At 56.8% G+C, this 21,554-nt stretch carries 20 protein-coding genes; 6 read left to right on the forward strand and 14 right to left on the reverse strand.

What is annotated here, in order from left to right:
- Positions 1-75: 75 nt before the first annotated feature.
- Entirely contained in the window at positions 76-318 is a 243-nt protein-coding gene (locus HK24_RS04510) for a sulfurtransferase TusA family protein (RefSeq protein WP_086633477.1), read from the forward strand.
- Here the strand turns inward: HK24_RS04510 and HK24_RS04515 are convergent.
- From HK24_RS04515 to HK24_RS04540, 6 genes are all read right to left on the reverse strand, one after another.
- Complete coding sequence (locus tag HK24_RS04515; protein WP_086633478.1) at positions 302-748, reverse strand: GNAT family N-acetyltransferase; 447 nt, start codon at positions 746-748, stop codon at positions 302-304. The two genes, HK24_RS04510 and HK24_RS04515, sit on opposite strands and share 17 nt — an antisense overlap.
- Positions 745-1,371 (reverse strand): tRNA (adenosine(37)-N6)-threonylcarbamoyltransferase complex dimerization subunit type 1 TsaB, encoded by a 627-nt coding sequence (tsaB, locus tag HK24_RS04520; RefSeq protein ID WP_198942054.1) that lies wholly within the window; start codon positions 1,369-1,371, stop codon positions 745-747. The genes HK24_RS04515 and tsaB overlap by 4 nt, the downstream gene beginning before the upstream one ends.
- Positions 1,362-2,000, reverse strand: a complete 639-nt coding sequence (locus HK24_RS04525) for a malonic semialdehyde reductase (protein ID WP_086633480.1) — start codon at positions 1,998-2,000, stop codon at positions 1,362-1,364. The genes tsaB and HK24_RS04525 overlap by 10 nt, the downstream gene beginning before the upstream one ends.
- 3 nt (positions 2,001-2,003) lie before the next feature.
- Positions 2,004-2,567 carry a NifU family protein gene (locus HK24_RS04530; protein WP_046900986.1) on the reverse strand — a complete coding sequence of 188 codons (564 nt, stop codon included), beginning with the start codon at positions 2,565-2,567 and terminating at the stop codon, positions 2,004-2,006.
- A gap of 96 nt (positions 2,568-2,663) precedes the next feature.
- Positions 2,664-4,016, reverse strand: coding sequence for an ATP-binding protein (locus HK24_RS04535; protein ID WP_046900660.1), 1,353 nt, complete (start codon positions 4,014-4,016; stop codon positions 2,664-2,666).
- A gap of 20 nt (positions 4,017-4,036) precedes the next feature.
- Positions 4,037-4,801: a response regulator gene (locus tag HK24_RS04540; RefSeq protein WP_064274614.1), complete on the reverse strand. Its 765-nt coding sequence runs from the start codon at positions 4,799-4,801 to the stop codon at positions 4,037-4,039.
- A 161-nt stretch (positions 4,802-4,962) separates the two neighbouring features.
- Here HK24_RS04540 and fbaA point away from each other — a divergent pair, with 161 nt between their 5' ends.
- Entirely contained in the window at positions 4,963-6,036 is a 1,074-nt protein-coding gene (gene fbaA / locus HK24_RS04545) for a class II fructose-bisphosphate aldolase (RefSeq protein WP_086633481.1), read from the forward strand.
- Between the two features lie 27 nt (positions 6,037-6,063).
- Here fbaA and HK24_RS04550 read toward each other — a convergent pair whose 3' ends face one another.
- Positions 6,064-7,641, reverse strand: coding sequence for an efflux transporter outer membrane subunit (locus tag HK24_RS04550; protein ID WP_086633482.1), 1,578 nt, complete (start codon positions 7,639-7,641; stop codon positions 6,064-6,066).
- Positions 7,642-7,739: 98 nt separating this feature from the next.
- On the opposite strand from HK24_RS04550, the gene HK24_RS04555 reads away from it, so the two are divergent.
- Positions 7,740-8,408 carry a TetR/AcrR family transcriptional regulator gene (locus HK24_RS04555; protein WP_086633483.1) on the forward strand — a complete coding sequence of 223 codons (669 nt, stop codon included), beginning with the start codon at positions 7,740-7,742 and terminating at the stop codon, positions 8,406-8,408.
- Here the strand turns inward: HK24_RS04555 and HK24_RS04560 are convergent.
- The 4 genes from HK24_RS04560 to HK24_RS04575 all read right to left on the reverse strand — a co-directional run bounded on the left by HK24_RS04560 (position 8,402) and on the right by HK24_RS04575 (position 13,983).
- A complete protein-coding gene (locus tag HK24_RS04560) occupies positions 8,402-9,976 on the reverse strand; it encodes a DHA2 family efflux MFS transporter permease subunit (protein WP_086633484.1) in 1,575 nt (524 codons plus the stop codon). The genes HK24_RS04555 and HK24_RS04560 overlap by 7 nt on opposite strands.
- Positions 9,973-11,070: an HlyD family secretion protein gene (locus HK24_RS04565; protein ID WP_046900655.1), complete on the reverse strand. Its 1,098-nt coding sequence runs from the start codon at positions 11,068-11,070 to the stop codon at positions 9,973-9,975. The genes HK24_RS04560 and HK24_RS04565 overlap by 4 nt, the downstream gene beginning before the upstream one ends.
- A 246-nt stretch (positions 11,071-11,316) precedes the next feature.
- Positions 11,317-12,750: a UdgX family uracil-DNA binding protein gene (locus HK24_RS04570; RefSeq protein ID WP_086633485.1), complete on the reverse strand. Its 1,434-nt coding sequence runs from the start codon at positions 12,748-12,750 to the stop codon at positions 11,317-11,319.
- Complete coding sequence (locus HK24_RS04575) at positions 12,751-13,983, reverse strand: putative DNA modification/repair radical SAM protein (RefSeq protein ID WP_086633486.1); 1,233 nt, start codon at positions 13,981-13,983, stop codon at positions 12,751-12,753.
- Between the two features lie 183 nt (positions 13,984-14,166).
- Here HK24_RS04575 and HK24_RS04580 point away from each other — a divergent pair, with 183 nt between their 5' ends.
- Together HK24_RS04580 and HK24_RS04585 are read left to right on the forward strand one after the other, a co-directional pair.
- Positions 14,167-16,095 carry a flagellin gene (locus HK24_RS04580; protein ID WP_233126107.1) on the forward strand — a complete coding sequence of 643 codons (1,929 nt, stop codon included), beginning with the start codon at positions 14,167-14,169 and terminating at the stop codon, positions 16,093-16,095.
- A 110-nt stretch (positions 16,096-16,205) separates the two neighbouring features.
- Positions 16,206-16,616 carry a flagellar biosynthesis regulator FlaF gene (locus HK24_RS04585; RefSeq protein ID WP_086633488.1) on the forward strand — a complete coding sequence of 137 codons (411 nt, stop codon included), beginning with the start codon at positions 16,206-16,208 and terminating at the stop codon, positions 16,614-16,616.
- Between the two features lie 84 nt (positions 16,617-16,700).
- Here the strand turns inward: HK24_RS04585 and HK24_RS04590 are convergent, their stop codons facing one another.
- The 3 genes from HK24_RS04590 to folD are packed head-to-tail and all read right to left on the reverse strand — an operon-like array spanning position 16,701 to position 20,351.
- Positions 16,701-18,665 carry a M1 family metallopeptidase gene (locus HK24_RS04590; RefSeq protein ID WP_086633489.1) on the reverse strand — a complete coding sequence of 655 codons (1,965 nt, stop codon included), beginning with the start codon at positions 18,663-18,665 and terminating at the stop codon, positions 16,701-16,703.
- A 28-nt stretch (positions 18,666-18,693) separates the two neighbouring features.
- A complete protein-coding gene (locus HK24_RS04595; protein WP_086633490.1) occupies positions 18,694-19,443 on the reverse strand; it encodes a 5,10-methylenetetrahydrofolate reductase in 750 nt (249 codons plus the stop codon).
- Positions 19,443-20,351: a bifunctional methylenetetrahydrofolate dehydrogenase/methenyltetrahydrofolate cyclohydrolase FolD gene (gene folD / locus HK24_RS04600; protein WP_086633491.1), complete on the reverse strand. Its 909-nt coding sequence runs from the start codon at positions 20,349-20,351 to the stop codon at positions 19,443-19,445. The genes HK24_RS04595 and folD overlap by 1 nt, the downstream gene beginning before the upstream one ends.
- Before the next feature lie 83 nt (positions 20,352-20,434).
- Here folD and HK24_RS04605 point away from each other — a divergent pair, with 83 nt between their 5' ends.
- The gene (locus tag HK24_RS04605; RefSeq protein ID WP_143412291.1) at positions 20,435-21,499 is read left to right on the forward strand and encodes a low specificity L-threonine aldolase; all 1,065 of its coding nucleotides are present in this window, start codon (positions 20,435-20,437) and stop codon (positions 21,497-21,499) included.
- Positions 21,500-21,554: the final 55 nt, after the last annotated feature.

Below are 21,554 nucleotides of genomic sequence, written 5' to 3' on the forward strand. Positions count from 1 at the left end.
CTTCATCCGGAAACGACGAATTCTCTATCAGTAGAAGCTCATTACCATCAAGCAAAAACAAGGAAAAACCAGAATATGACAAAATATGAAACATTTCTTCTTGATGTAAGCAGCAAGATTTGTCCGATGACGACTGTATATGTCCGCGCGCGCCTCGACATCATGACTTCTGGTCAAAAAATAAAAGTGATCGTTAAAGGCGATGAGCCCAGAAAAAATGTAACCGCATCGGTACTAGCACTTGGGCATAAAATAATAGAAAATTTACCACACCAGGAAGACGCTGATCTTTACTGCCTACTCATTCTGAAGGCGTAGAGACCAGAACCAGAGCATCGCTTCCATCACGATAATAGCGACGTCGATGGCCGGCCTTTATGAAACCGCACCGATCATAAAGTTTTTTTGCTGCATTGTTACTTATTGATACTTCCAGAAATATTTTTCCTTTTGGAAGTATTTGCTCAACCAGAGATTTTCCCAGACCAAGACGTCGGAATGACGGTCGAACAGCCAATGTTAGGACCTCTGTTTCATCCATGACGGTTCTGGTCAGGATAAAGCCCGCTGGCTCATTCCCTTTAAGAACAACCAGAGCTTCTGTGCCAGGAAGACCGAGAAGAGATGTGAAGGAGTCCGCATCCCACACTTCTCCTCCTGCAAACGCTTCTTCATGAAGCGCCGCTAGTAACGGAGCGCTTTCCACGCCCGTGACTTGAAATATTAAATCCGGAAGAGACGGCGTCATTGAGGGAGAGGGCGAAGTCCAGCAGCGGGCGGTTTGGCTTCGGGCGGGTCAACATACAGAGGCATCAGTGGCCCCGAAGACTGGGTCTCAGCGGCACGGACAATACCGAGAGCATCCGGAGCGACACAGGCCACAACACGACAAGGCCACGTCTCACGCTCAGACACTGCGTCGCCGGCAATAACCTCAAATGCAGACGCATCGAGATCATCAGCAGAAACTGCGAAAACCTCGCCCGTCGGTGGGTCCACAAAATAACGACCGCGTCTGGCAACACTGATGCAGGTTACATCAGGCTGACTGAGCGTAGCCCGAATGGCAGCGCCCAGAGTAACACCAATCGTCGGGCACCCCCATCCTGCGGCCAGACCTGCAGCAAGAGAGAGTGACGCTCTTAAGCCGGTGAAAGACCCTGGGCCGATTACAGCCACAACCCTGTCAGGCGAGCCAGACCAACCACCAGCTTCGAGAACAGTCCGTAGTGCCGGAGCAAAGTGCTCGGAAGCCCCCCTCCCCGCCAAATGCTGTTCAGCAACGATACGACTATCTTCGACGAGCGCTACAAGATTGGTCGATCCCGTTCCGGCACCTGCGCCGTTAAAAACAACGGTCTTCACAGGCACAGACACGCCTCGCCGAAGTCGAGACGTGGCGCACGGGGTTCGGCATGGTCAGGATGAGGCTCATTTTCAGCAGGGTAACCAAGTCCCACCAGAAAATTCGCCCGCCAGCCCGAGGCTGTCAGCAGCGCGTCTTCCACCATGAACGCATCGAACCCGGACATCGGCATGGCTGCCAGTCCGAGCATCCGTGCCGCCAGAATAAGATAACCGCCTTCCAGCGTACCGTTCCGGAAAGCCGTCTCTTCCGAAAGCCCGACATCCGCCGCAAACCAGTCCCGCAGGCCTTCATCTGCGCCCAGACGCGGCAAAGCCTCGAAGAAAAGGGGATCATGGCAGACAACGGCCAGAACCGGTGCCGCCATGGCCCGAGCGACATTTCCCGGTGAAAGGGCCGGGCGCAGGCGTTCTTTAGCGTCCTGCGTCGTCAGAAACACAAACCGTCCCGGAGAGCAGTTGCCCGACGTGGGGCCAAGCTTCACCAGATCGTAAAGGTGACGCAAAACATCTTCCCCGACCGGACGCGGTGAAAACGCACGCGGTGTTCGGGCCTGCGTGAAAAGCACTTCGGCTCCCGGCACGGGACCGGAAGCCAGATCGTCAGTCACGGGAAGAGACGTCTGGCCATCCATGGATCAGTCCTCGACCTGCTCGACGGACTGCACTTCCGGCACGTAATGACGAAGCATATTTTCCACACCATGCTTCAGCGTCGCGCGGGAAGACGGACAGCCAGAACAGGCGCCCTGCATTGTAAGGTAGACAATCCCGTCCCGATAACCACGGAACGCGATGTCACCACCATCTCCGGCAACAGCGGGACGAACACGTGTGTCCAGCAGATCGCGGATACGCGTCACGACATCCGCATCTTCCGGCGCAACATCATATTTCAGCGCTTCGTCATCACCAGCCAGAACAGGCTTTCCGCTTTCGAAAAACGTCGTCAGAGCGCTGAGGACAACAGGCTTGAGATCGCCCCAGCTGACGTCCTGCGCTTTGGTGATGGACACGAAGTCACTTCCCAGAAAGACGCGCTTGACGTCCGGCAGGGCAAAGAGGGCTTCAGCAAGCTCAGAGCGGCCTTCGGCAGCAGAAGCTTCGCCAAAATCAACCGTGCGCGTGTCATTCGTGACCGGTCGACCCGGAAGGAACTTCAGCGTGGCGGGATTCGGAGTATCTTCGGTTTCAATGAACATCGTCATCATGTCCTCAATGGCCAGTCCGCACCTGACATGTGCCACTTCAGCCGCTGGCGCAAGGGTCTGGACCAACGTAGTCCCACTTCTTGCCCGTCAGCTCTGAGGACGGGCACCAATCGAAGGCTTGCGCGCTGGCGGCAACACAATCGTCGCACACAGACCTCCATAGCCCTTTTCAGCGTCTCCCCGCCCAAGCTTGAGATAGCCCCCTTCCCGGGCAATCTCGCGGGTTACAATAGCCAGGCCGAGACCAATCCCACCTGTCTGCCGAGAGCGAGATCCTTCGAGCCGATAGAATGGCGCCAGAACCCGCTCGTATTCGCTCTCAGGAATGCCGGGGCCGTTGTCCTGAATGGAAATTTCTATGGCGCCGTCTTCCTGAACCCTCAGCGTTGCGAGGGCATTTCCCCCGTAGTTCAGGGCATTTTCAATCAGGTTGGACAGAACGCGTTTGATGGCCAGAGGGCGGACGTGAACCAGGGCACGGTCCGGTCCCTCATAACGAGCGTCCTTGCCGTGATCCGCATGGTCATCAACCAGAGTCGCAAGGGTGGCGACAATATTGATGGTGCGAGGTTTTTCCGGATCATCTGCGCCTGCAAGATAGGCAAGAATACCGTTGACCATCCCCTCCATCTCATCGAGGTCCGACTCGATGGCGGCCTGCGCTTCCCCATCATTGAGAAATCCGCACCGGAGTCTCAAACGCGTCAGAGGCGTGCGGAGATCGTGTGAAACGGCAGCAAGAGCCTGCGTTCGGTCGTTGATCAGGCTCTGGATACGGCGCTGCATGGCATTGATGGCCCGTGCAACCCCGCGAACTTCACGCGGGCCACGTTCTGCCAGCGGAACCCAGGTTTCGTTCGAGCCAATCTTGTCTGCCACAGAAGCCAGAGCCCGCAGGGGCATGCTCAGTCCGCGAATCAGCATGGTTGCAGCGATCGCAACAGCACCTGCCGCAATCGCTGCGGAGGCGAGTCCGCGCGTAAAATGGTGGTGCCCCAGAAGACCGGGAACACGGAAATGAATGTATGTGCCATCAGGAAGGCGCTCGGACCCGAGCACATCGGGTGTACCTGTTCCCAGCGTGTAAAGATCGAGCTGGGCCTGCGCGAGGATGGGATCATCCTTGATCAAGCGTGCCGTGAGATCCCTCAGAACAGTAGGGCGATATCCCGGCAGGTGCGGCAGGGCCGTTGAGGGTTGCCAAGCAACACTCAGTTCACTTCCTGACAGCATGACTGCCAGAAAGGAGCGCTGCGTCACAGGCGCAGCAGCGAGAACCCTCAGATCTGTACTTAGGGCCTCTCCAAGCTGCGCAATGCGCACATCATCCACGATGTAGGTTTCAGCCTCACCATAAAAAACGGCGTTGGCCAGAAAGACCAGCGTGACCGCTACGGTCAGGACGACGCAAACGCGACCGACCAGCCCCAGCGGCCACAGCAGGATCCGATTCTGAATATTCAGACCCGTTCAACCTCGGCCACGAAAATATATCCCAGCCCACGGACTGTACGAATCAACTGGTCCGCATCAGAACCAAGCTTGCGACGAAGGCGGCTGACCAGAACATCGATGCTGCGGTCAGACACATCGCCCAAACGGGTCCGTGACAGTTCCAGCAGACGATCACGTGCAATAACGCGCTGCGGGTTGTCGAGGAAGCTGGTCAGAAGGTCGTGTTCTGCGCCTGAGATATCGACAGTCGCCCCACTCGGGTCTGTCAGTTCACGACGGCGCAGGTCCAGCATCCAGCCTGCGAATTGCAGTCTTTCACGCCGCACCTTCTCCGGTGCCGCACTTGGGCTTCCACGACGGAGCACTGCCCTAACGCGGGCCAGAAGCTCGCGCTGGCCGAAAGGCTTCGGCACATAGTCGTCCGCACCGGATTCGAGGCCGGTCACACGGTCGCGTTCTTCACCACGGGCAGACACCATGATGATGGGAACCTGCGAGGGGGGCGTTTCGTCAACATGACTGGCCCCCTGGCCATTGCGCAGGGCACGGCACAGCTCAATGCCGTTCGTGCCTGGCAACATGATGTCAAGGATGATGAGATCAACCGGAGCCACTTCAAGAGCGGCCCACATCTCATCTCCACTTGCCACACCACGGGCGCGGAAACCGCCGCCCTGTAATGCGCGCAGAATGAGGGTCCGCATTCCTGCGTCATCTTCGACAACAAGGATACGGGCGGGAAGATCGGGATCGGAAAGATTTGGCACCATACTTTTCCATAATCGCAGCAGGGCAGATACCACAAGCAACAAATCTGGGCTGAAACTGTTCCCTCATCTTTAGCGCTCATGACGGAAAACATTTTCTGGCTTACAATACACGAAACGCAGGAACAGCCTATCTCGGTTCCTGCACTCGACCGGAGTCTCCCATGACAAGCGTTTCTCCCGGCGTCGTAACGGGCGCCGACTACCAAACTCTTCTTCAGGCGTGCAGGGACGGCGGATACGCCCTTCCAGCCATCAATGTCGTTGGTACGAACAGCGTCAACGCCGTTCTGGAAGCGGCCGCAGCCAACGGCTCGGACGTGATCATCCAGGTTTCAAACGGTGGCGCACGCTTCTTCGCGGGCGAGGGTCTTCCGGATGCCCATCGCGCCCGTGTTCTTGGCGCAGCATCGATGGCTCATCATGTCCATCTGCTGGCCAAAGAGTATGGAATCGCCGTCATCCTTCACACGGATCATGCTGATCGAAAGCTGATTCCCTGGCTGGAAGACCTGATTTCCCTAAGTGAAGCAGAGTTCAAAAATACAGGCCGCCCGCTTTTTTCATCCCACATGCTCGACCTCTCGGCCGAAACACTGGATGACAACCTGGCCCTTTCCGAGAAACTTCTGACGCGCCTCGCCCCGCTGGGTATGGGTCTGGAAATCGAGCTTGGCGTTACGGGCGGTGAAGAAGATGGCGTTGGCCATGATCTGGAAGAAGGTGCGGACAATGCGCATCTCTATACCCAGCCGGAAGACGTGCTGAGAGCCTGGGAACTGCTCTCGCCTATTGGCATGGTTTCCATCGCCGCGTCTTTCGGCAACGTTCATGGCGTCTACAAGCCAGGCAACGTCAAACTTCGACCAGAAATCCTGAAAAATTCTCAGGACGCCGTACAGAAAGCCACAGGAAGCGGGCCGAAGCCGCTCCCGCTGGTCTTCCATGGTGGATCAGGGTCCAGCCTGGAAGAAATCCGGGATGCAGTGTCCTACGGGACCTTCAAGATGAACCTGGATACGGACATCCAGTTCGCATTTGCTCATGGCGTCGGCTCCTATGTGAGCACGCACCCGGTCGCTTTCCAGCACCAGATTGATCCCGCCACGGACAAACCCATGAAGTCCTTCTACGACCCTCGCAAATGGCTGCGTGCGGGTGAGAAGTCTATCGTGGAGCGGATGAGCGAGGCTTTTGAAATCCTCGGCTCCAAAGGTCAGTCCATCGCTGGGAGCTGAAACAGCTCCCAGCGATAGCGCCGGGTCTCAGGGCCCCGGCGTTGCCGAGGCAAGCTTCGTCTTGGTCACGTCCTGCGCTGCGGGGACAACCTCTTCCCAGCCTCCGCCAAGCGCATTGTAGAGACGCGCCAAATTGGTCGCGACAGTCGCATCACTGTCAGCAAGACTCATTTCAGCGGATTGTAGCTGACCCTGCGCGTTCAACACATTCAGGTAGTTCGTCAGACCGCTGCGATACTGGCTCTGGGCCAACTGGAGCGCCTTGCGGTTGTCGTTCACAGCCCGCTCAAGCCCCTGATGACGGAGCTGCTCATCCCGGTAAGCGATCAGCGCATTATCGACATCATGCCACGCCTGAATGACCGTCTGCTGATAGGAAATTGCCGCAGCTTTCTGGGCATATTTCTTCAGCTCAAGCTGGCCGCGCAGACGTCCTCCCTGAAAAATCGGCAAGGAAATGGACGGGCCAACGTTCCACGCCCGCGCATTCCAGAATCCGAGATCACGGAATGACAGGGTCTGGAATCCGAAGTCTGCATTGATGGTAATCTTCGGATAGAAATCGGCCGTGGCTTCACCCACTTCTGCGACAGAGGCACGCAGTTTGGCTTCAGCTTCCCGGATATCGGGACGGCGATGCGCCAATTCAGACGGCAACCCGACAGGAACGACCGGCGGCACCACAGGAATGCCTGCGTCGTTGTTCAGTTCGGCATTCAGACTACCCGGAGGCGCACCCAGCAACAGCGCGAGTGCGTTTTCTTCCTGCGCCACACCCTGCTGAAGCTGAGCAGCCTGCGCTTCGGTGTCATGTTGCCGGGCCTGCGCGGAATCGACATCCACTTCCGTGACCAGACCACTGCGATAGCGGCTCTGGGAAATATCCACGATCTGCTTCAGCGTTCCGAGATTGTCCTGAAGGACCTTCAGGCGCTTCTGGTCCCCGCGGAGCGTCATGTATCCACGCGCCATATCGGCCTGCTGGGCAATCAGGACCGAGCGACGCTCTTCATCCGTTGCCTGAAGGTCTGCTTTGGCAGCATCGTACTGGTGGGCCACGCGGCCCCAGAGATCGATTTCGTAGCTGGCATCAATCGATGTCTTCCACTGGTTCAGCAGAGGGATCGTGGCCCCACTAGCTGCACCACTGAGAATGCTACTGCCCTGATCTCCCAAAAGCCCGTTGTCGGACTTGGCAATATTGCCGCCCACACGATTGATGATTTCCTGCATCTGTTTCGTGCTGAACTGGCTCCGCGTGTAGGAGCCAGAAGCACTCAATCCAGGAAAGCGCTCGGCCCCCGCCATCATGAGCTGCGCGCGGCTTTGTGCCAGATTGGCCGTTGCCAGACGGAAGGACAGGTTCTGCTGAACCAGGCGGTCTTCCAGGGAAACCAGCTCCGGATCATTGAAGACTGTCCACCATTTGCTGGCAGCTTCAGCTTCGCTCGTCACACTGTCAGGGGCTCCTGCCATGTGATCGGCATAGTGTGCTGGAGACCAGGGATGAGGCTCATGATATTCCGGTCCGACCCGCAGGCAGCCGGAAAGAGCAACAAGGGCGCAGCCAGACAGCAGCGCGCGGGATAGAAAGGCTGCGCTCACAAAGAAACTCCTGAAACGGAAATGATCTTGCGGTGACCGACCAGTTCGGTCAGCATGTTGGAGATGGTATTTTTTCCGGAAAAGGACCTTGCCCACTCATGACCAGCACGCCGACTGACCGCCCCGAGAGTATGCCTGACGAGGCCAGCGCATCTCTGTGCCAGATGCGCGCCAAGCGCGAGCAGATTCTGCAGGGAGCGGAAAAGGTCTTTCTCGCAAACGGTTATGAAGGCGCGTCCATGTCGCAGATTGCGCGGGAAGCCGGTGTTTCGAAGGGCACGCTTTACAATCACTTCGATGGTAAGGCGTCGCTCTTCTCCGCGTTCTTCGAAGAACGCAGCAAAACCAAGCTGGCGGCTATTGAGGCCATTTCCCGAGAGGATGGGCCGGACGTTCATACGAGTCTGCGCCGCCTGACGGAAACTGCCATCAAAATGATGCTCCACTCGACGTCCATGGATTTGTATCGCATCATCGTCGGCGAAGCGGGAAAATTCCCGAACCTTGCTGACGCCTTCTGGCGCTACGGTTTTGGGCGCACCCTGAACAACCTCTCCGACTGGCTGCGTCGCCGCAGGGATGCGGGCGAGCTCCAGATCGAAGACCCGGATTTCGCTGCCGAACAGCTTATGATCCTGTGCCAGGCCCGTATCGTGCATCGCCGCCGGCTCATGCTGCCCGTCGATGACAGCCCGGAAGCCATCAGCCGACTGGCCAACATTACGGCCGATTCCTTCATGAAGATCTACGGCCCGCATCATCAGTGACCTCCCGCCGGCTTCGTCTTCTTCGTGCTGTTCGGTGACAGCAGGAAGCAGAGCGGGACAACAAACATCGCAATGATGCCGACCCAGCGAAACACCTCGTTGTAGGCCAGCATCGAGATCTGGGACGTGAAGTCCATGAACAGACGATGGATCGCAAACGTATGCGCGGCCGCCGGCGTCAGGCCATGCGCTTCCCCAACGGTCTGCGCATGATTGATATAGTTCGTGAACTCCTGCCGCCCCGGCGTCATATTATCGGCCACATAACCCTGGTGCCGCTGACGGGTCTCAATAATTGCAGCAGTTGCCAGCGAGATGGCCATCGACCCCACATAGTTTCGCGCCATACTGAACAGGGCTGATGCGTCCGAGTTCAACTCACGTGGCAGCGTCGAATACGCGATCGTTGAAATCGGCACAAAGAGGAAAGCCAGAGACGCGGTCTGACTGATTCGATAAAACATCAGGTGTTTGAAATCGATTGCCGCGTACAGATGGGCAGCCTGGAACATGGCCATGCCCATACAGAAAAACCCGAAGGCAATCAGATACCTCAGTTGAATGACCTTCATGAGGCGACCAACAATCGGTATCAGGCAAATTACCGCGACCCCACCTGGTGCAAGCAGCAGACCAGACGTGGTTGCCGTATAACCAAGCACCTGCTGCGCAAATTGCGGAACGATAATGGCAGACGCGTAGAGGGTCGCCCCCACCATGGAGATCAGGAACATGCCGGTTGCGAAGTTGCGGTCTTTCAAAACCGTCAACTTCACCAGCGGGTCCTTGGCATAGCAGAGCCAGACGATGGCACCGAGCACACCGATCACGCCCAGAACAGCCATGGTGATGATGAAGTTCGAGCCGAACCAGTCATCATCTTCACCACGGTCGACCATGACCTCAAGACAGCCCAGCCCCAGCGTAATGAGACTGATGCCGATCACATCCACCTTCTCACGCTTCTTCCGCTCCCATGGCGGATCCTCAACGAAAGCCGTTACGGCCATGACTGTCAGGATCCCGAAGGGAACGTTGACGAAGAAAATCCAGCGCCAGGAGAAGTTGTCCGTCAGATAGCCACCCAGCATCGGACCGAGAACCGGTCCGACGATGGTCGCAATCGCGGTCATGCCAAAGGCTGCACCACGTTTTTCGGGCGGGAAGGTATCAAGGATGATGGACTGCTGACTGGGTTGCAGGCCACCACCGAAGAAGCCCTGCATCAGTCGGAAGACCACCAGCATGGGCAGCGATGTCGCCAGACCGCATAGGAAGGACGATACGGTGAACATCGCAATACAGATGAGGAAGTAGCGCTTGCGTCCGAACAAGCGTGAAAGCCAGCCGGAAATCGTCAGAACGATACCGTTTGCCACCAGATAGGACGTCAGCGCCCAGGTGGCATCGTCATAGGAACTGCCGAGCGATCCCGCGATATGCGGTAGCGCCACGTTGACGATGGTGGTGTCCAGCACCTCCATGAAGGCCGCCAGCGTGACCGTAATGGCCACAACCCACGGATTATGACTGGGTTTCCAGTCCTGATGCCCGGCAGTATCGCTCATTTCACATAGACCGTAGGAACGACGGAAAGACCAAGAGCGAGCGGCAACTGCGGATCAAGACCACTGTCGATCAGGATCTTCACCGGAATACGCTGCACCGTTTTCACGAAGTTGCCTGTCGCATTTTCTGGCGGGAAGGTGCTGAAGGATTCACCCGAGCCAAGCTGAATGGAATCCACGTGGCCCTGCAGCTTAAGCTGTGGGTACGCGTCAACTTCGATGTCCACTTTCTGACCCGGACGCATGTGGGTCAGCTGTGTTTCCTTGTAGTTGGCCACAACCCAGACTTCTGGCTGGACGATCGTGAACATCTGCTGGCCGGTCTGGACAAAGTTGCCACGCTCGACACTACGCTGGGACACCCAACCATCATGAGGGGCACGAACCTGCGTCCATTCCATGTTGAGCTCAGCCTGTTCCAGGGATGCCTGGGCAGACTTCAGATTGGCTTCTTCCTGCGAGACGCGGGCATCCGCGTTCGCGACATTGGCCTTCACGGGCTCAGCCTGCGTCAACTGACCCTGCGCCTGCATGACACGGGCTCTCGCTTCTTCAAGAGCTGCACGAGCGTAGTCAATGTCCTGCTGGGACGTTGCGGCACGTGAAACACTGCGCTGGCGCTTGTAATCTGCTTCAGCCTTCGTCAGCTGGGCCTGAGCGGCAGAAAGACTGCCCTGAGCCGTTACGAGCTGACCCGGGAAATTCTTGTGCGCCACTTCAACCATCAACTGATAGGCCTGCATGTTGGCCTGTGCCTGCTGGATTGACGCCTGTGCCTTGTGCAGGGATGCCGCGTAGTCGCGGTCATCAATGGTCAGCAGAAGATCACCGCGATGCACATACTGGTTATCGTTCACCAGCAGCTGCGTCACATACCCGTTCACGTGCGGCGCAATGGCGATCTTGCGACCGGCCGTATAAGCGTCGTCCGTCTCGATGTTATTGCGGGTCAGGAAGAGGTATGAACCAATCCCTACCAGCACCAGAACAACCAGACAGATCAAAAGCACCCGTACAAGGGGATTGCGCTTTTTCTGCGGTTTTCCGGACGCTCCGGACTGCTGTTCGGCCTGCGCTTGGTCGCCCTGCGCCATATCGTCTCTCTCGCTTTAAACGGGTCTGTCCGAAGTGACCGGCTGAATGAAATGGCCTCGTGAAAAGGCCGATTGACCGATCGGTTCGGTCATCCATGACATATTGTATGGCCGTCTTCAAGCCGGAAAAAACTGATGCGTTTCCTTTCAGGCCGGGAAGATTTTTCCTTGCGTGCGCTCATCCGTGAGACGAAATTTTCTTATCCTGAAAGGGTCTCCGCGCAACGCCTGAGCAGAATGTTGCCCTTAAAGGGCGGTCTGCATCTTTCTAAGACCCTCAATCAGGCGCTGACGTTCCTGCTCGGTTGGTCCCAGACGCAGAATCCATGAGGGATGAGCGAGGCTCAGATGACGGTGTCCGCCTTGCGCGTCCTCACGCATAAGCCCCCGAAAGTCTTTCAATTGAGCCGTAGGCCCCGCAACTGCGCGCAATGCTGTCGCCCCAAGCGTCACGACAAGTTGCGGCCGAACCAAGGCTATTTCCTGCCGCAGCCAGGGCTGACACGCCTGAACATGCTCAGCGCCAGGCGTCTGGTGAATGCGCCGTCTGCCACGCGTGGTGGACCGGAAATGCTTTACAGCATTCGTCATGTAGAGGGCCTGGGGTTCAACGCCCGCCTCCGCCATAAACTCTTTTAAAAGAGAGCCTGCGGGACCGACAAAAGGACGCCCAGCCAGATCTTCCTGATCGCCCGGCTGCTCACCGACCAGCATGATTTTTGCCGTCTCAGGCCCCTCCCCAAGGACCGCCTGCGTAGCATGACAGTGAAGCGAGCAGGCCTGACAGGTGCGAATTTGCTGTTTCAGATCTGCCCAACTGCCTGCTGTTGGCACCGCAGCCGGAACGGCTTTCTGGCGATTCTGCAGAGCCTGATGAAATTTAGGCGCGGGAAGAGCCTCCTGTGCCGCCATTTCAGCCACGCGTTTTTCCGCCTGAGCCACCAGATGGGGAATCAGGTTCGCTTCTGGCAGGTTATGCCAGTAGCGCCGCGGCATTTCATTGCGCATCGCTTTCGTCCGGACACGGGCAGGATTGAAAGTCGAGGCGTAATAGGTCTGCCAGAGCTGATCCACGTCATCATCAAGCACCTGCTTTTCACAGGGCTCGAAAGAGCAATGTACCGTCTTGCCATCCCATCGCAGAGAGCCGCGCGGTGTCAGGATCATCCAGTCCATATCCGCGAAACGGCCCGCGAAAAAAGAAGAGACTTTTTCCAGCACATGATGGTCCGGCTCAAACCAGGAAAGAAAACGCCGCCGACCCGTCTCCGACGTTCCCTGCTCCCGGAAGCGCACAAAAGCCGTCATTTTATGAGCCGCCCGGCGAACCTGATGCACCATGCGACGCGCCTGCGCCACATCCTGATCTGTCACCACCGACAACAGGTTCGGATCACTCTGAAGACGCCAGAGCAGCCGATAAGCTAATGCGAACCGCTCAGCACTGGAGTGGCAGAGAACATCTTTCAAAAGGGGCAGGCTCGACGCTTTGAGGCGAACATCCCGCACGACTTCGCCCTCAAACGTCTGATTTTCAGCGGCGTGAAAAAGATCCAGATCGGCCTCAGGATAGCGCCAGAGGATCTGGTCTGGAGGAATGTCACGCTGAAGCGCCATTCTGGCCTTTTCGCGCCAGCCTTCAAACGCGCTGGTATCCGCGAGCCTGACTGTCACCGGCATTTACAGAAGCCGCATCTGCTGTGGAGCCGGCAGAAAAAGAGTGCGCAAATCCTGACGATCCGTCAGACGCGCGGGGCTCCATCCGGATGCCTTGACGAACGGACGCACCTTTTTGATGGACACGTTCAGCCGCGCCAGATCTTCCAGACGGATTGTCGTGTGCTTTCGCGCAGACAGCAGCGCAGCAACGGTCCGAACCCCAAGTCCGGGAACCCGTAGCAGCATTTCTTTGGAGGCCAGATTCAGGTCTACAGGAAACTGCGCGCGGTTATCCAGAGCCCAGGCCAGCTTGGGATCAATTTCTAGATCCAGCATTCCATTGGGCCGTGATGCTGTCAGTTCGCCAAAATCAAAGCCATAGAACCGGAACAGCCAGTCCGCCTGATACAGCCGGTGCTCCCGCTGTAACGGGGGGCTACGCACAGGCAGGATCGCTGAAGCATCCGGAATGGGGCTGAAGGCTGAATAGTAAACGCGGCGCAGACCATAAGACCCGTAAAGGCCTGAGCTACTGGCCAGAACATCCTGATCCGTTGCAGCGTCTGCCCCGATGATCATTTGTGTGCTCTGACCGCCCGGCGAAAAGCGCCCTGCACGCCTGCCTGTATGTGTCTTTTCTTTGGCTGCATCAATCTTGAGACGCATATCCCCCATCGCGCGGCGGATATTTCCGGCATCCTTCTCCGGCGCGTAATCCTTCAGGCCCGTTTCTGTTGGCATCTCGACGTTGATCGATAAGCGATCCGCATAAAGCCCAGCTTCTTCCAGCAATTTGGGAGACGCGTCCGGGATCGTCTTGAGATGGATATATCCGCGGAAACCATGCTTGAGCCGCAGGTCCCGCGCGACCTGAACAAGCTGCTCCATCGTATGATCGGACGACCGGATAATCCCCGAAGACAGGAACAACCCCTCAATACAGTTCCGACGGTAGAACTCCAGCGTCAGCCAGATCACTTCATCAGGCGTAAATTTCGCCCGCTCAACATTCGAGGACGAGCGGTTTATGCAATAGGCGCAGTCATAAACGCAGAAATTGGTCAGCAGGATCTTGAGAAGCGAAATACAACGGCCATCCGGCGTATAGGCGTGACAGATCCCGTTCCCGGTCGTGGAGCCCAGACCGCCCGTTTTGGCAGCGTCCCGGCGCGTCGATCCACTGGACGCGCAGGACGCATCATATTTTGCCGCATCGGACAGAATCGCAAGACGTTCAGACAGAGATTTCTTCATGCATTGTTCTTATTTCGTTCCTGTCTATAAAATGCAAGAACTGCTGAAAATTTACCGGTTGTTTGCCTATTTCCTGTCAAACCCTGTCACCGTTTTTTAAAGATGAAGATTCAGGTTCCCTTAACCATTCGAGGCCTATCGTGAAGGAGCAAAACTGCACCGACGGAGAATGTCTCGATGTCCATGTCAATCAATACAAATACAGCCGCCATGTCGGCTCTTCAGGTCCTGAACCAGACGACGGACCAGCTGAGCAAGACGCAGAACGCCGTGTCCACGGGCAAGAGCGTCAGCTCCGCCTCTGACAGCCCGGCCATTTACGCCATTTCCCAGACAATGAATTCCCAGATTTCGGCCCTGTCCGGTGTCTCGACAGGTCTTCAGTTCGCAGGGCAGGTTCTCAGCACGGCCTCTTCGCAGGCCGGGTCTATCTCGACCGTCCTGAGCAACATCTCCGAGACCGTAACGAACGCTGCCAATAACGGTGAAAATCAGGATACGCTGAACACCCAGCTGAGCAGCTACCTGTCCCAGGTTGATGTGGCGACTTCGAACTCCACCTTCCAGGGTGTGAACCTGCTGTCCGGCTCAACCAGCAGCAGCGTGAAGTACACGCAGATTTCTGCTGCTCAGGACATCAACGGAAACCTCTTCACGCTGAATGGCGCTGATGCCACCTCGACAGGTCTGGGCTTGCAGGGGCTGAGCACGGACATGAAGGGCGCAACCATTGATGCCACGGCCATGAGCATCACGGGCACCGGCGACAGCACCACTGCGACGAGCCTGACACTGAAGAACCTGTCTGCAGCAAGTGCCTCCAGTGCAACTGCTGCCAACCCGGCCATTACGACGTCTTTTGTAATGGATTCTCAGCCCGGTTCCTCAGCAAAGGGGGCATCCTCAGCAGTTGGATCGGCAATTTCCAATGCACTGACGACGGCAGCGACTGTTACCGTCGGGTCAAACGGCGCTCTGAGCATTGATGGCGCTACGTCGAAGAGTCAGTCCGACGGCACAACAGTCTATACGCTCAAAAACGGGGACTCCATTTCTGCCAAAGCTGACGCCAGTGGCAATATGGCCTACAGCGTCACGAAGGCTGCGGACCTTGATGCGAATGGCAATGCAAAAGCCATGACCAATATCGTGGACGTCAATATCAGCGGTGCACGCACGGATTCCGCGACGAACACGAAGGCCGATCAACTTTCCACGCTTGTCACAGCCATTGGAAATGCCGGATTTGGCGCAGAGCTGGAAAACGACGGTACGCTGACAGTCGCTGGCGGCAACCTGGATTCTTCCAGCGTCAACCTCTCCAACGGCAGCGCAGCAACGACGACCCTGTCAGTTCCGTCTTCTGCAGCATATGTTGACGGTCATACAGCGCTCACCGCCACCGACAGCACCGGGAACGTCACCAATTATGTGGCAAGTGCTGGCAGCCCGCTGTCTAGCAATGCAGCTTCGGCAATGACCGACAGCATCAACGCAATTCTTGGCGCAACGGATAGCGATCACAAGATCAGCATCGCTGCCGATGGCACCCTGACGGCTGCTCCCACTGCAACGGCGGGTTATACTGTCAGTGGGTCCGCTGGTTCTTACACCGTTACAAACACAACGACGAACCAGACAACCAAATTCGATGCTGTCACATCAACAGATGGAACAGAAGCCAGCTACACAGCCTCACTGGCAACGGCCACGGGCCTAACAAACTCAAGCGGCAAGCTGACGGGCGTGGCTCAGGGCACAACGTTGACACTAGGTGATGGCATTGTGGGTGCCAGCATTCAGAAACCTGTCTCGATTGCCTCCACCACTGGCACGAATGTCGTACAGCTTGTTGTCACGGGCGCCATCAACAAGATGAGCCGCATTTCTTCCAGCATTGGTGTGGCTTCCAATACCGTTACACAGCTTCAGACGTCCAACAGCACGCTATCGGATGCTCTGACGACGGGCGTAGGCGCTCTGACGGATGCTGATCTTGCAGCGGAAAGCGCCAAGCTTACGTCCCTGCAAACGAAGCAGCAGCTGGCCATTCAGTCGCTCTCGATTGCGAATTCGCAGTCTTCCAACATCATGTCGCTCTTCCGCGGTTGATGTCGGCGGGGCGCAGGTGAAAGCCAGCGCCCCTTCCTGAACTGTTCCAAAAGTTTCCCGTTTCCCGGGAGCCTTTTGAAACAGTCCTTTTGTAAAGGAGCATCATATCCGTGACCTATGGCATGTCACAATACCAGAACCAGTCCGGCACCTATCTTCCACCGCGAGAAGTGGAAGCCATGGCGTTCAGACACGTTAATGGGCTGCTTTCGGCCGCAAAAACACGCTCAGATCGACAGGCCGCATTGTCTGCCAACCTCAAACTCTGGGGCATTCTGATGCAGGGGGTTCAGCGGGCGGACTGCCCTTTGGATGCCATTCTGCGCAAAGACCTGACGACCGTCGGAACCTGGTCCATGCGTTACGCCAATGTTGCGCTAAACTCGGATACATCCCTTCAGGCTCTCATTGATATCAACATGGACATGATTGAAGGTCTGTCAGCGTCTGCTGCCCCTTCACCATATGCGGGACCTGCGGCATCCAACGAAACTCGCGCAGCTATTCAAATGGTCGGGTGAAAACTACTCCTCCCATGCCTTTGGCAGGACATGGGAGGTTTTTTCCATTCCTGACACACATTGCATGTCAGGAACGGTGAAGCATCATTTACGGTTATCGCTGCGGTCAATGTCCGGAATGACATGGTCCGGATCAAGCGTTACGGCCTTCACCGAACCATGGGCTTCAAACGTGACCTTCAAATCGCTGGTCTGCCGCCAGGCTTCCGTCGGGATACGGCGGTCCAGCGTTGTTCCGTCCTGATATTCGACGCGCAGAACAACAGGAAGAGGCAAGGTGCCGTAGTTCAGAACCTGTACAGACACAGGGTCCGTTCCTTTCTGCTCCACAGTTCCAACAGCATAATCAGGCGCGGCGTTAGAGAAATACCATCCGCGCCAGAACCATGAGAGATCCTCACCGGCTTCGCTGCTCATCAAGCGGAAAAAATCCGAGGGCGATGGGTGATGAAAAGCCCAGACGGCAATATAGCGACGGAAGGCAGCGTCAAAACGCACAGGCCCGAGAATCTGCTCTCGCAGAAGCTTCAGCCCGTAAGCTCCTTTGAAATAGACAACGCTATGGCGGTAAGTTTCGGAGACCTCGTCTGCCCCTGCCATCAGATTAGGTGCTTTTGAATCCGTCAGGACAGGAACGATATCCTGCGCAGGATTGCCCGTTTTTGGAGCAAATTCCGGGTCCCGCTTTGGCGCGAATTCCCCGTTGTGGAAATGATCTGACGCATACGCATCGATAAAGGTGTTGAACCCTTCATCCATGAACGGATTACGCCGCTCATCAGAACCCACAATCATCGGGAACCAGTCATGACCCAACTCATGCGTCGTAATCCAGAAGAGCTCCGGGTCCCGGTCACTCATGCCGTCAAACACGATACCCGGATATTCCATTCCGGCCCCGTGCCCGCCCAGATTGACGGCATTTGGCCATGGATATTCGTACCACTGAGACGAAAAATACTCGATGGCGTGTTTGACGTATTCCGTTGATCGGTCCCATCCATGCGGGCCAATGCCTTCGCGGGGATAGACGGACATCGCCAGCCGCGGAGCCGGGCGATAATTGGCCCAGGGCGCAACCGGCGGTAGGTTAATACGAGCAGCATCCCAGAGGAACGCCGGCGATGCCGTAAAGGCCACGTCGCGGCTATTGCGCATAACGTAATGCCAGGACACTTCCCCAGACTGCCTGAGATGGCTTTTGGGATCTGTCACGTCATCAATGGTCCGGATCATGACGCGATTGTCACTCTGCGCTGCCTGAGCCAGTCGCGCGCGCTCGGTTGTCGTCAGGGTCTGCTCCGGATTCAGGAGTGCCCCGGACCCAACGACCGTAAAGTTCCACGGAACAGTGACGGTGTAATCGAAATTGCCATATTCCAGATAAAACTCCTGCCCGAGATAGGGCAGAGTGTTCCATCCCGCGCGATCATCATACACGCTCAGGCGCGGGTACCATTGAGCAATCTCGTAAATTTCACCCTCGCGAGACGGGGTGACAGCTGTACGACCTCCCCACTCTCCCGGGATTGTATAGTGCCACTCAATTTTGATGACTGCGACGCCATGAGCATCCAGAGCTCGGGGTAGTCGAAGCTGCATCCGAGTGTCAGTAATCAGCGGCGTGACATCAACTTCATGGCCGCCCTGCACAATGGAAACACGCTCAATTTCCATGCCGGAAGTATGATGACCACCCGATGGGAATTTACCCCAGAACGAGGCCCGTGAGTCTGTGCGATAGAGGTTCTGCTCAAGCTGAACCCACAGAACGTCTAGCGTTTCCGGGCTGTTGTTGCTGTATGTGACGGTTTCGGCCCCATGCAGGACATGCGCCTGCGTGTCGATGCGGGATCGAATGACGTAATCCGTTCGGTTCTGCCAGTATTGTGGTCCGGGCAGACCAGAGCCCGAACGATAAACGTTCGGGGCATCAGGCAGTGTCAGCGGAGCAAAAACCGGAGCCGGATCAGAGAGGGTTTTGGCCGAAAGAGCGGCCGGAACCAGCGCGCCTCCCAGAAGGGGTAAGAGAAAAAGGCATACGCGCATCCGGGCTATGATCTCCGCTCGTTAGTTCCTACCCCGTTATAATATCACCTAGGCCGCCTAGATAAGATGCAAGATCAACTTTCAGAGGCATAAGATAGGCATTGTCGTTCTTTTCGCGCACCAGTGTCAGCATCTGGCGCGCAAGATGCACGTTCCCTTCAAGGGTATCGTCATAGTCTTTGGGGAACACCACATGGTTAACGCGCTCCCAGTATCGACGGGATCGTTCGCCCAAGACGGGTGAAACGCCCCAGAACACCGTGTCGTCCCGCAACCAGTCCATGGAGAGCTGGAGCATGTGCAGATCAAACAGCGGTTGAGTAAAGAAACCGCAGGCCCCGGCGTCTTTCTTCCGGGCGATATCTTCCAGCTCCCGCCAGGGAGCCCGGCGGTAAGGGTCAAATACCGCATAAACGTCCAGATGCGGCGCTTCCTTGCGATACCGCGCAATGATTTCCGCAGAAGTATTAGGGTAGGAAACTCGATCACTTCCCGCAGGCAGTGGATCGCCTGCCACCACAAGCACGGATTTCAATTCTGGACGATCTGCGCCCGGAAGAGGTGCTCCAGGAGCGATATCAATCGCCCGAATATGCGGAATCACATCCATGCCTGACCGACGGTTAACCTGTGCAGCAGCATCGTCACTGCGCAGGTCGAAACGGATCAGGTCTGGAATGTTCAGAAGATCAACCTGCGGAAGCACTTTCTGTACCACCGCAACATCATCAAACAGCGCGTCTTCCGAGCGGGGAACAAGTTCAACAGAAACACGCATCAGAGGGCTTCACCCTTGCTTTGCCCCTGTGTAACGCGCGCAGCCTGAAGCGTATTGTGCAGGAGGCAGGCAATGGTCATTGGGCCAACGCCACCCGGAACAGGCGTAATATGGCCTGCAATCGGAAGCGCTTCCTCAAAAGCAACATCTCCCACAAGCCGCGTCCGCCCTTCAGGCGTCGGGACGCGCGTAATACCAACGTCAATGACGGTGGCGCCCGGTTTGATCCAGTCTCCGCGAACAAGACCATGCTTGCCAGTTGCCACAACCAGAATGTCTGCCTCACGTGCCAGTGCTCGTGTGTCCCGCGTATGGATATGCGCGACCGAGACCGTGCAGTTCTGCTTCAACAGAAGCTGCGCCATGGGCTTTCCAACCAGACTGGACGCCCCGATCACCACAGCATGCTTGCCCGTCATGTCCTTATGAACAGACTGTAGCAGCATAAGACATCCCAGCGGCGTGCAGGGGACGAGCCCGTCAATGCCCAGAGACAGGCGCCCGGCATTTACTTCACCCAACCCGTCGACATCCTTATGCGGCGCGATCGCATTCGTCACGACAACCGGATCAATCTGGGGCGGCAACGGAAGCTGGACGAGAATACCGTGAATCTGCGGGTTCGCGTTCAGCTGTGCAAGGAGCTCCAGAAGCTCTTCCTGCTTCGTGCTTTGCGGCAGCATATGCATGAAGGAGCGCATGCCTGCACGGTGCGTCTGAATAGCTTTGTTCTTCACATAGACTTCAGATGCAGGATCGTTGCCGACCAGAACAACCGCCAGACCCGGCACGGCATTGCCCTGCTCGATAAAGCTGGAAACTTCACGACCGATACGGTCTGTCAGAGACCGGGCAATACCTTTGCCATCTATGAGTTTGCCGGCCAGTTCAGGGGGAAACGTGCTCATGGGCTCTCCGGATGGCAACAGGCTGCAGTTTCAGTTACGATTCAGGCTACAGCCCGCGTCGTGCGCAGGAAAAGGATGGTTTTATGTCCGAGGAAATACGCAAGAACTTCGCCAGTGACAATGTTACCCCCATCTGCCCTGAAGTCATGGCAGCCTTGCTGGCCGCCAATGCGGGCAGTGTTGGATCTTACGGAGCAGATGATCTTACCCAATCCCTGAACAAACGGTTTGGGGACATCTTCGAGACGGAAGTGGCTGTTTTCCCGATCGCGACTGGAACTGCCGCCAACAGTATCGCGCTTTCCGCGCTGGTCTCACCTTACGGAGCCGTGCTGTGCGACCAGAGCGCCCATATCAACACGGATGAAGGTGGCGCTCCGGAATTCTACATGCATGGCGCCAAGCTCGTCTGCATCCCGTCCGCAGAAGGAAAGCTGGACCCGGCGACAATGCCTGCCGTTCTCAGGAATAATGAGGAACGCGGCATTCTCAGCCCTGTCATTCAGGCCCTGTCACTCACACAGGCGAACGAATGGGGACTTGTCTATAGTCTGGAGGAGCTGGCCGCACTGACGCGCATCGCACACGACCATGGCCTAAGTGTGCATCTTGATGGCGCGCGCCTGGGGAATGCGGTGGCCCATCTTGGCTGCTCTCCGGCAGACGTGACGTGGAAAGCAGGTGTGGATGTTCTGAGCTTCGGAGGCACCAAGGCTGGCGCAATGGCGGCGGAAGCCGTGGTCTTTTTCCTCAATGAGCGGACACGCCCACTGGTTAAAGAGTTTCTGCGTCGCATCAAACGCAGTGGCAATCTGTGGTCCAAGCATCGTTTCCTGAGTGCGCAGCTTCACGCATTGCTGGAAAACGATGTGTGGCTCCAGAACGCCGCGCATGCGAACCAGATGGCCCAGCGCCTTGTCGATGGGCTTCGTCGCCATCCGGCGGCCCAGATGCCTTATGAGCGGCAGAGCAACGAGGTTTTCGTCATTCTGCCAGATCTGGTTCTGAAAGATCTGGAAACCGTTGGCTACACATTCTACCGCTGGCCTACACCGGAAGACGTCTCTGGCACACTGATCCGTCTGGTCACGAGTTACTACACCCGGCCAGAAGATGTAGACGCGCTGCTTGCAGAAATTGCAGCCTGAACCAGCATTTACAAACAAGACGTTGATCCGGGCGCTTTTTCCGGATCAACGGTTT

The sequence above is a fragment of the Gluconobacter sp. DsW_058 genome (assembly GCF_002153615.1).
In the GTDB taxonomy this organism is placed as follows: Bacteria; Pseudomonadota; Alphaproteobacteria; order Acetobacterales; family Acetobacteraceae; genus Gluconobacter; species Gluconobacter cerinus.

What these genes read in the sequence shown, in the direction of transcription:
- HK24_RS04510 (WP_086633477.1), top strand. Translation starts at nt 76, where the DNA reads ATGACAAAATATGAAACATTTCTTCTTGATGTAAGCAGCAAGATTTGT.
- HK24_RS04515 (WP_086633478.1), bottom strand. Translation starts at nt 748, where the DNA reads ATGACGCCGTCTCTTCCGGATTTAATATTTCAAGTCACGGGCGTGGAA.
- HK24_RS04525 (WP_086633480.1), bottom strand. Translation starts at nt 2,000, where the DNA reads ATGGATGGCCAGACGTCTCTTCCCGTGACTGACGATCTGGCTTCCGGT.
- HK24_RS04530 (WP_046900986.1), bottom strand. Translation starts at nt 2,567, where the DNA reads ATGTTCATTGAAACCGAAGATACTCCGAATCCCGCCACGCTGAAGTTC.
- HK24_RS04540 (WP_064274614.1), bottom strand. Translation starts at nt 4,801, where the DNA reads ATGGTGCCAAATCTTTCCGATCCCGATCTTCCCGCCCGTATCCTTGTT.
- fbaA (WP_086633481.1), top strand. Translation starts at nt 4,963, where the DNA reads ATGACAAGCGTTTCTCCCGGCGTCGTAACGGGCGCCGACTACCAAACT.
- HK24_RS04555 (WP_086633483.1), top strand. Translation starts at nt 7,740, where the DNA reads ATGACCAGCACGCCGACTGACCGCCCCGAGAGTATGCCTGACGAGGCC.
- HK24_RS04560 (WP_086633484.1), bottom strand. Translation starts at nt 9,976, where the DNA reads ATGAGCGATACTGCCGGGCATCAGGACTGGAAACCCAGTCATAATCCG.
- HK24_RS04565 (WP_046900655.1), bottom strand. Translation starts at nt 11,070, where the DNA reads ATGGCGCAGGGCGACCAAGCGCAGGCCGAACAGCAGTCCGGAGCGTCC.
- HK24_RS04570 (WP_086633485.1), bottom strand. Translation starts at nt 12,750, where the DNA reads ATGCCGGTGACAGTCAGGCTCGCGGATACCAGCGCGTTTGAAGGCTGG.
- HK24_RS04575 (WP_086633486.1), bottom strand. Translation starts at nt 13,983, where the DNA reads ATGAAGAAATCTCTGTCTGAACGTCTTGCGATTCTGTCCGATGCGGCA.
- HK24_RS04580 (WP_233126107.1), top strand. Translation starts at nt 14,167, where the DNA reads ATGTCAATCAATACAAATACAGCCGCCATGTCGGCTCTTCAGGTCCTG.
- HK24_RS04590 (WP_086633489.1), bottom strand. Translation starts at nt 18,665, where the DNA reads ATGCGCGTATGCCTTTTTCTCTTACCCCTTCTGGGAGGCGCGCTGGTT.
- HK24_RS04595 (WP_086633490.1), bottom strand. Translation starts at nt 19,443, where the DNA reads ATGCGTGTTTCTGTTGAACTTGTTCCCCGCTCGGAAGACGCGCTGTTT.
- folD (WP_086633491.1), bottom strand. Translation starts at nt 20,351, where the DNA reads ATGAGCACGTTTCCCCCTGAACTGGCCGGCAAACTCATAGATGGCAAA.
- HK24_RS04605 (WP_143412291.1), top strand. Translation starts at nt 20,435, where the DNA reads ATGTCCGAGGAAATACGCAAGAACTTCGCCAGTGACAATGTTACCCCC.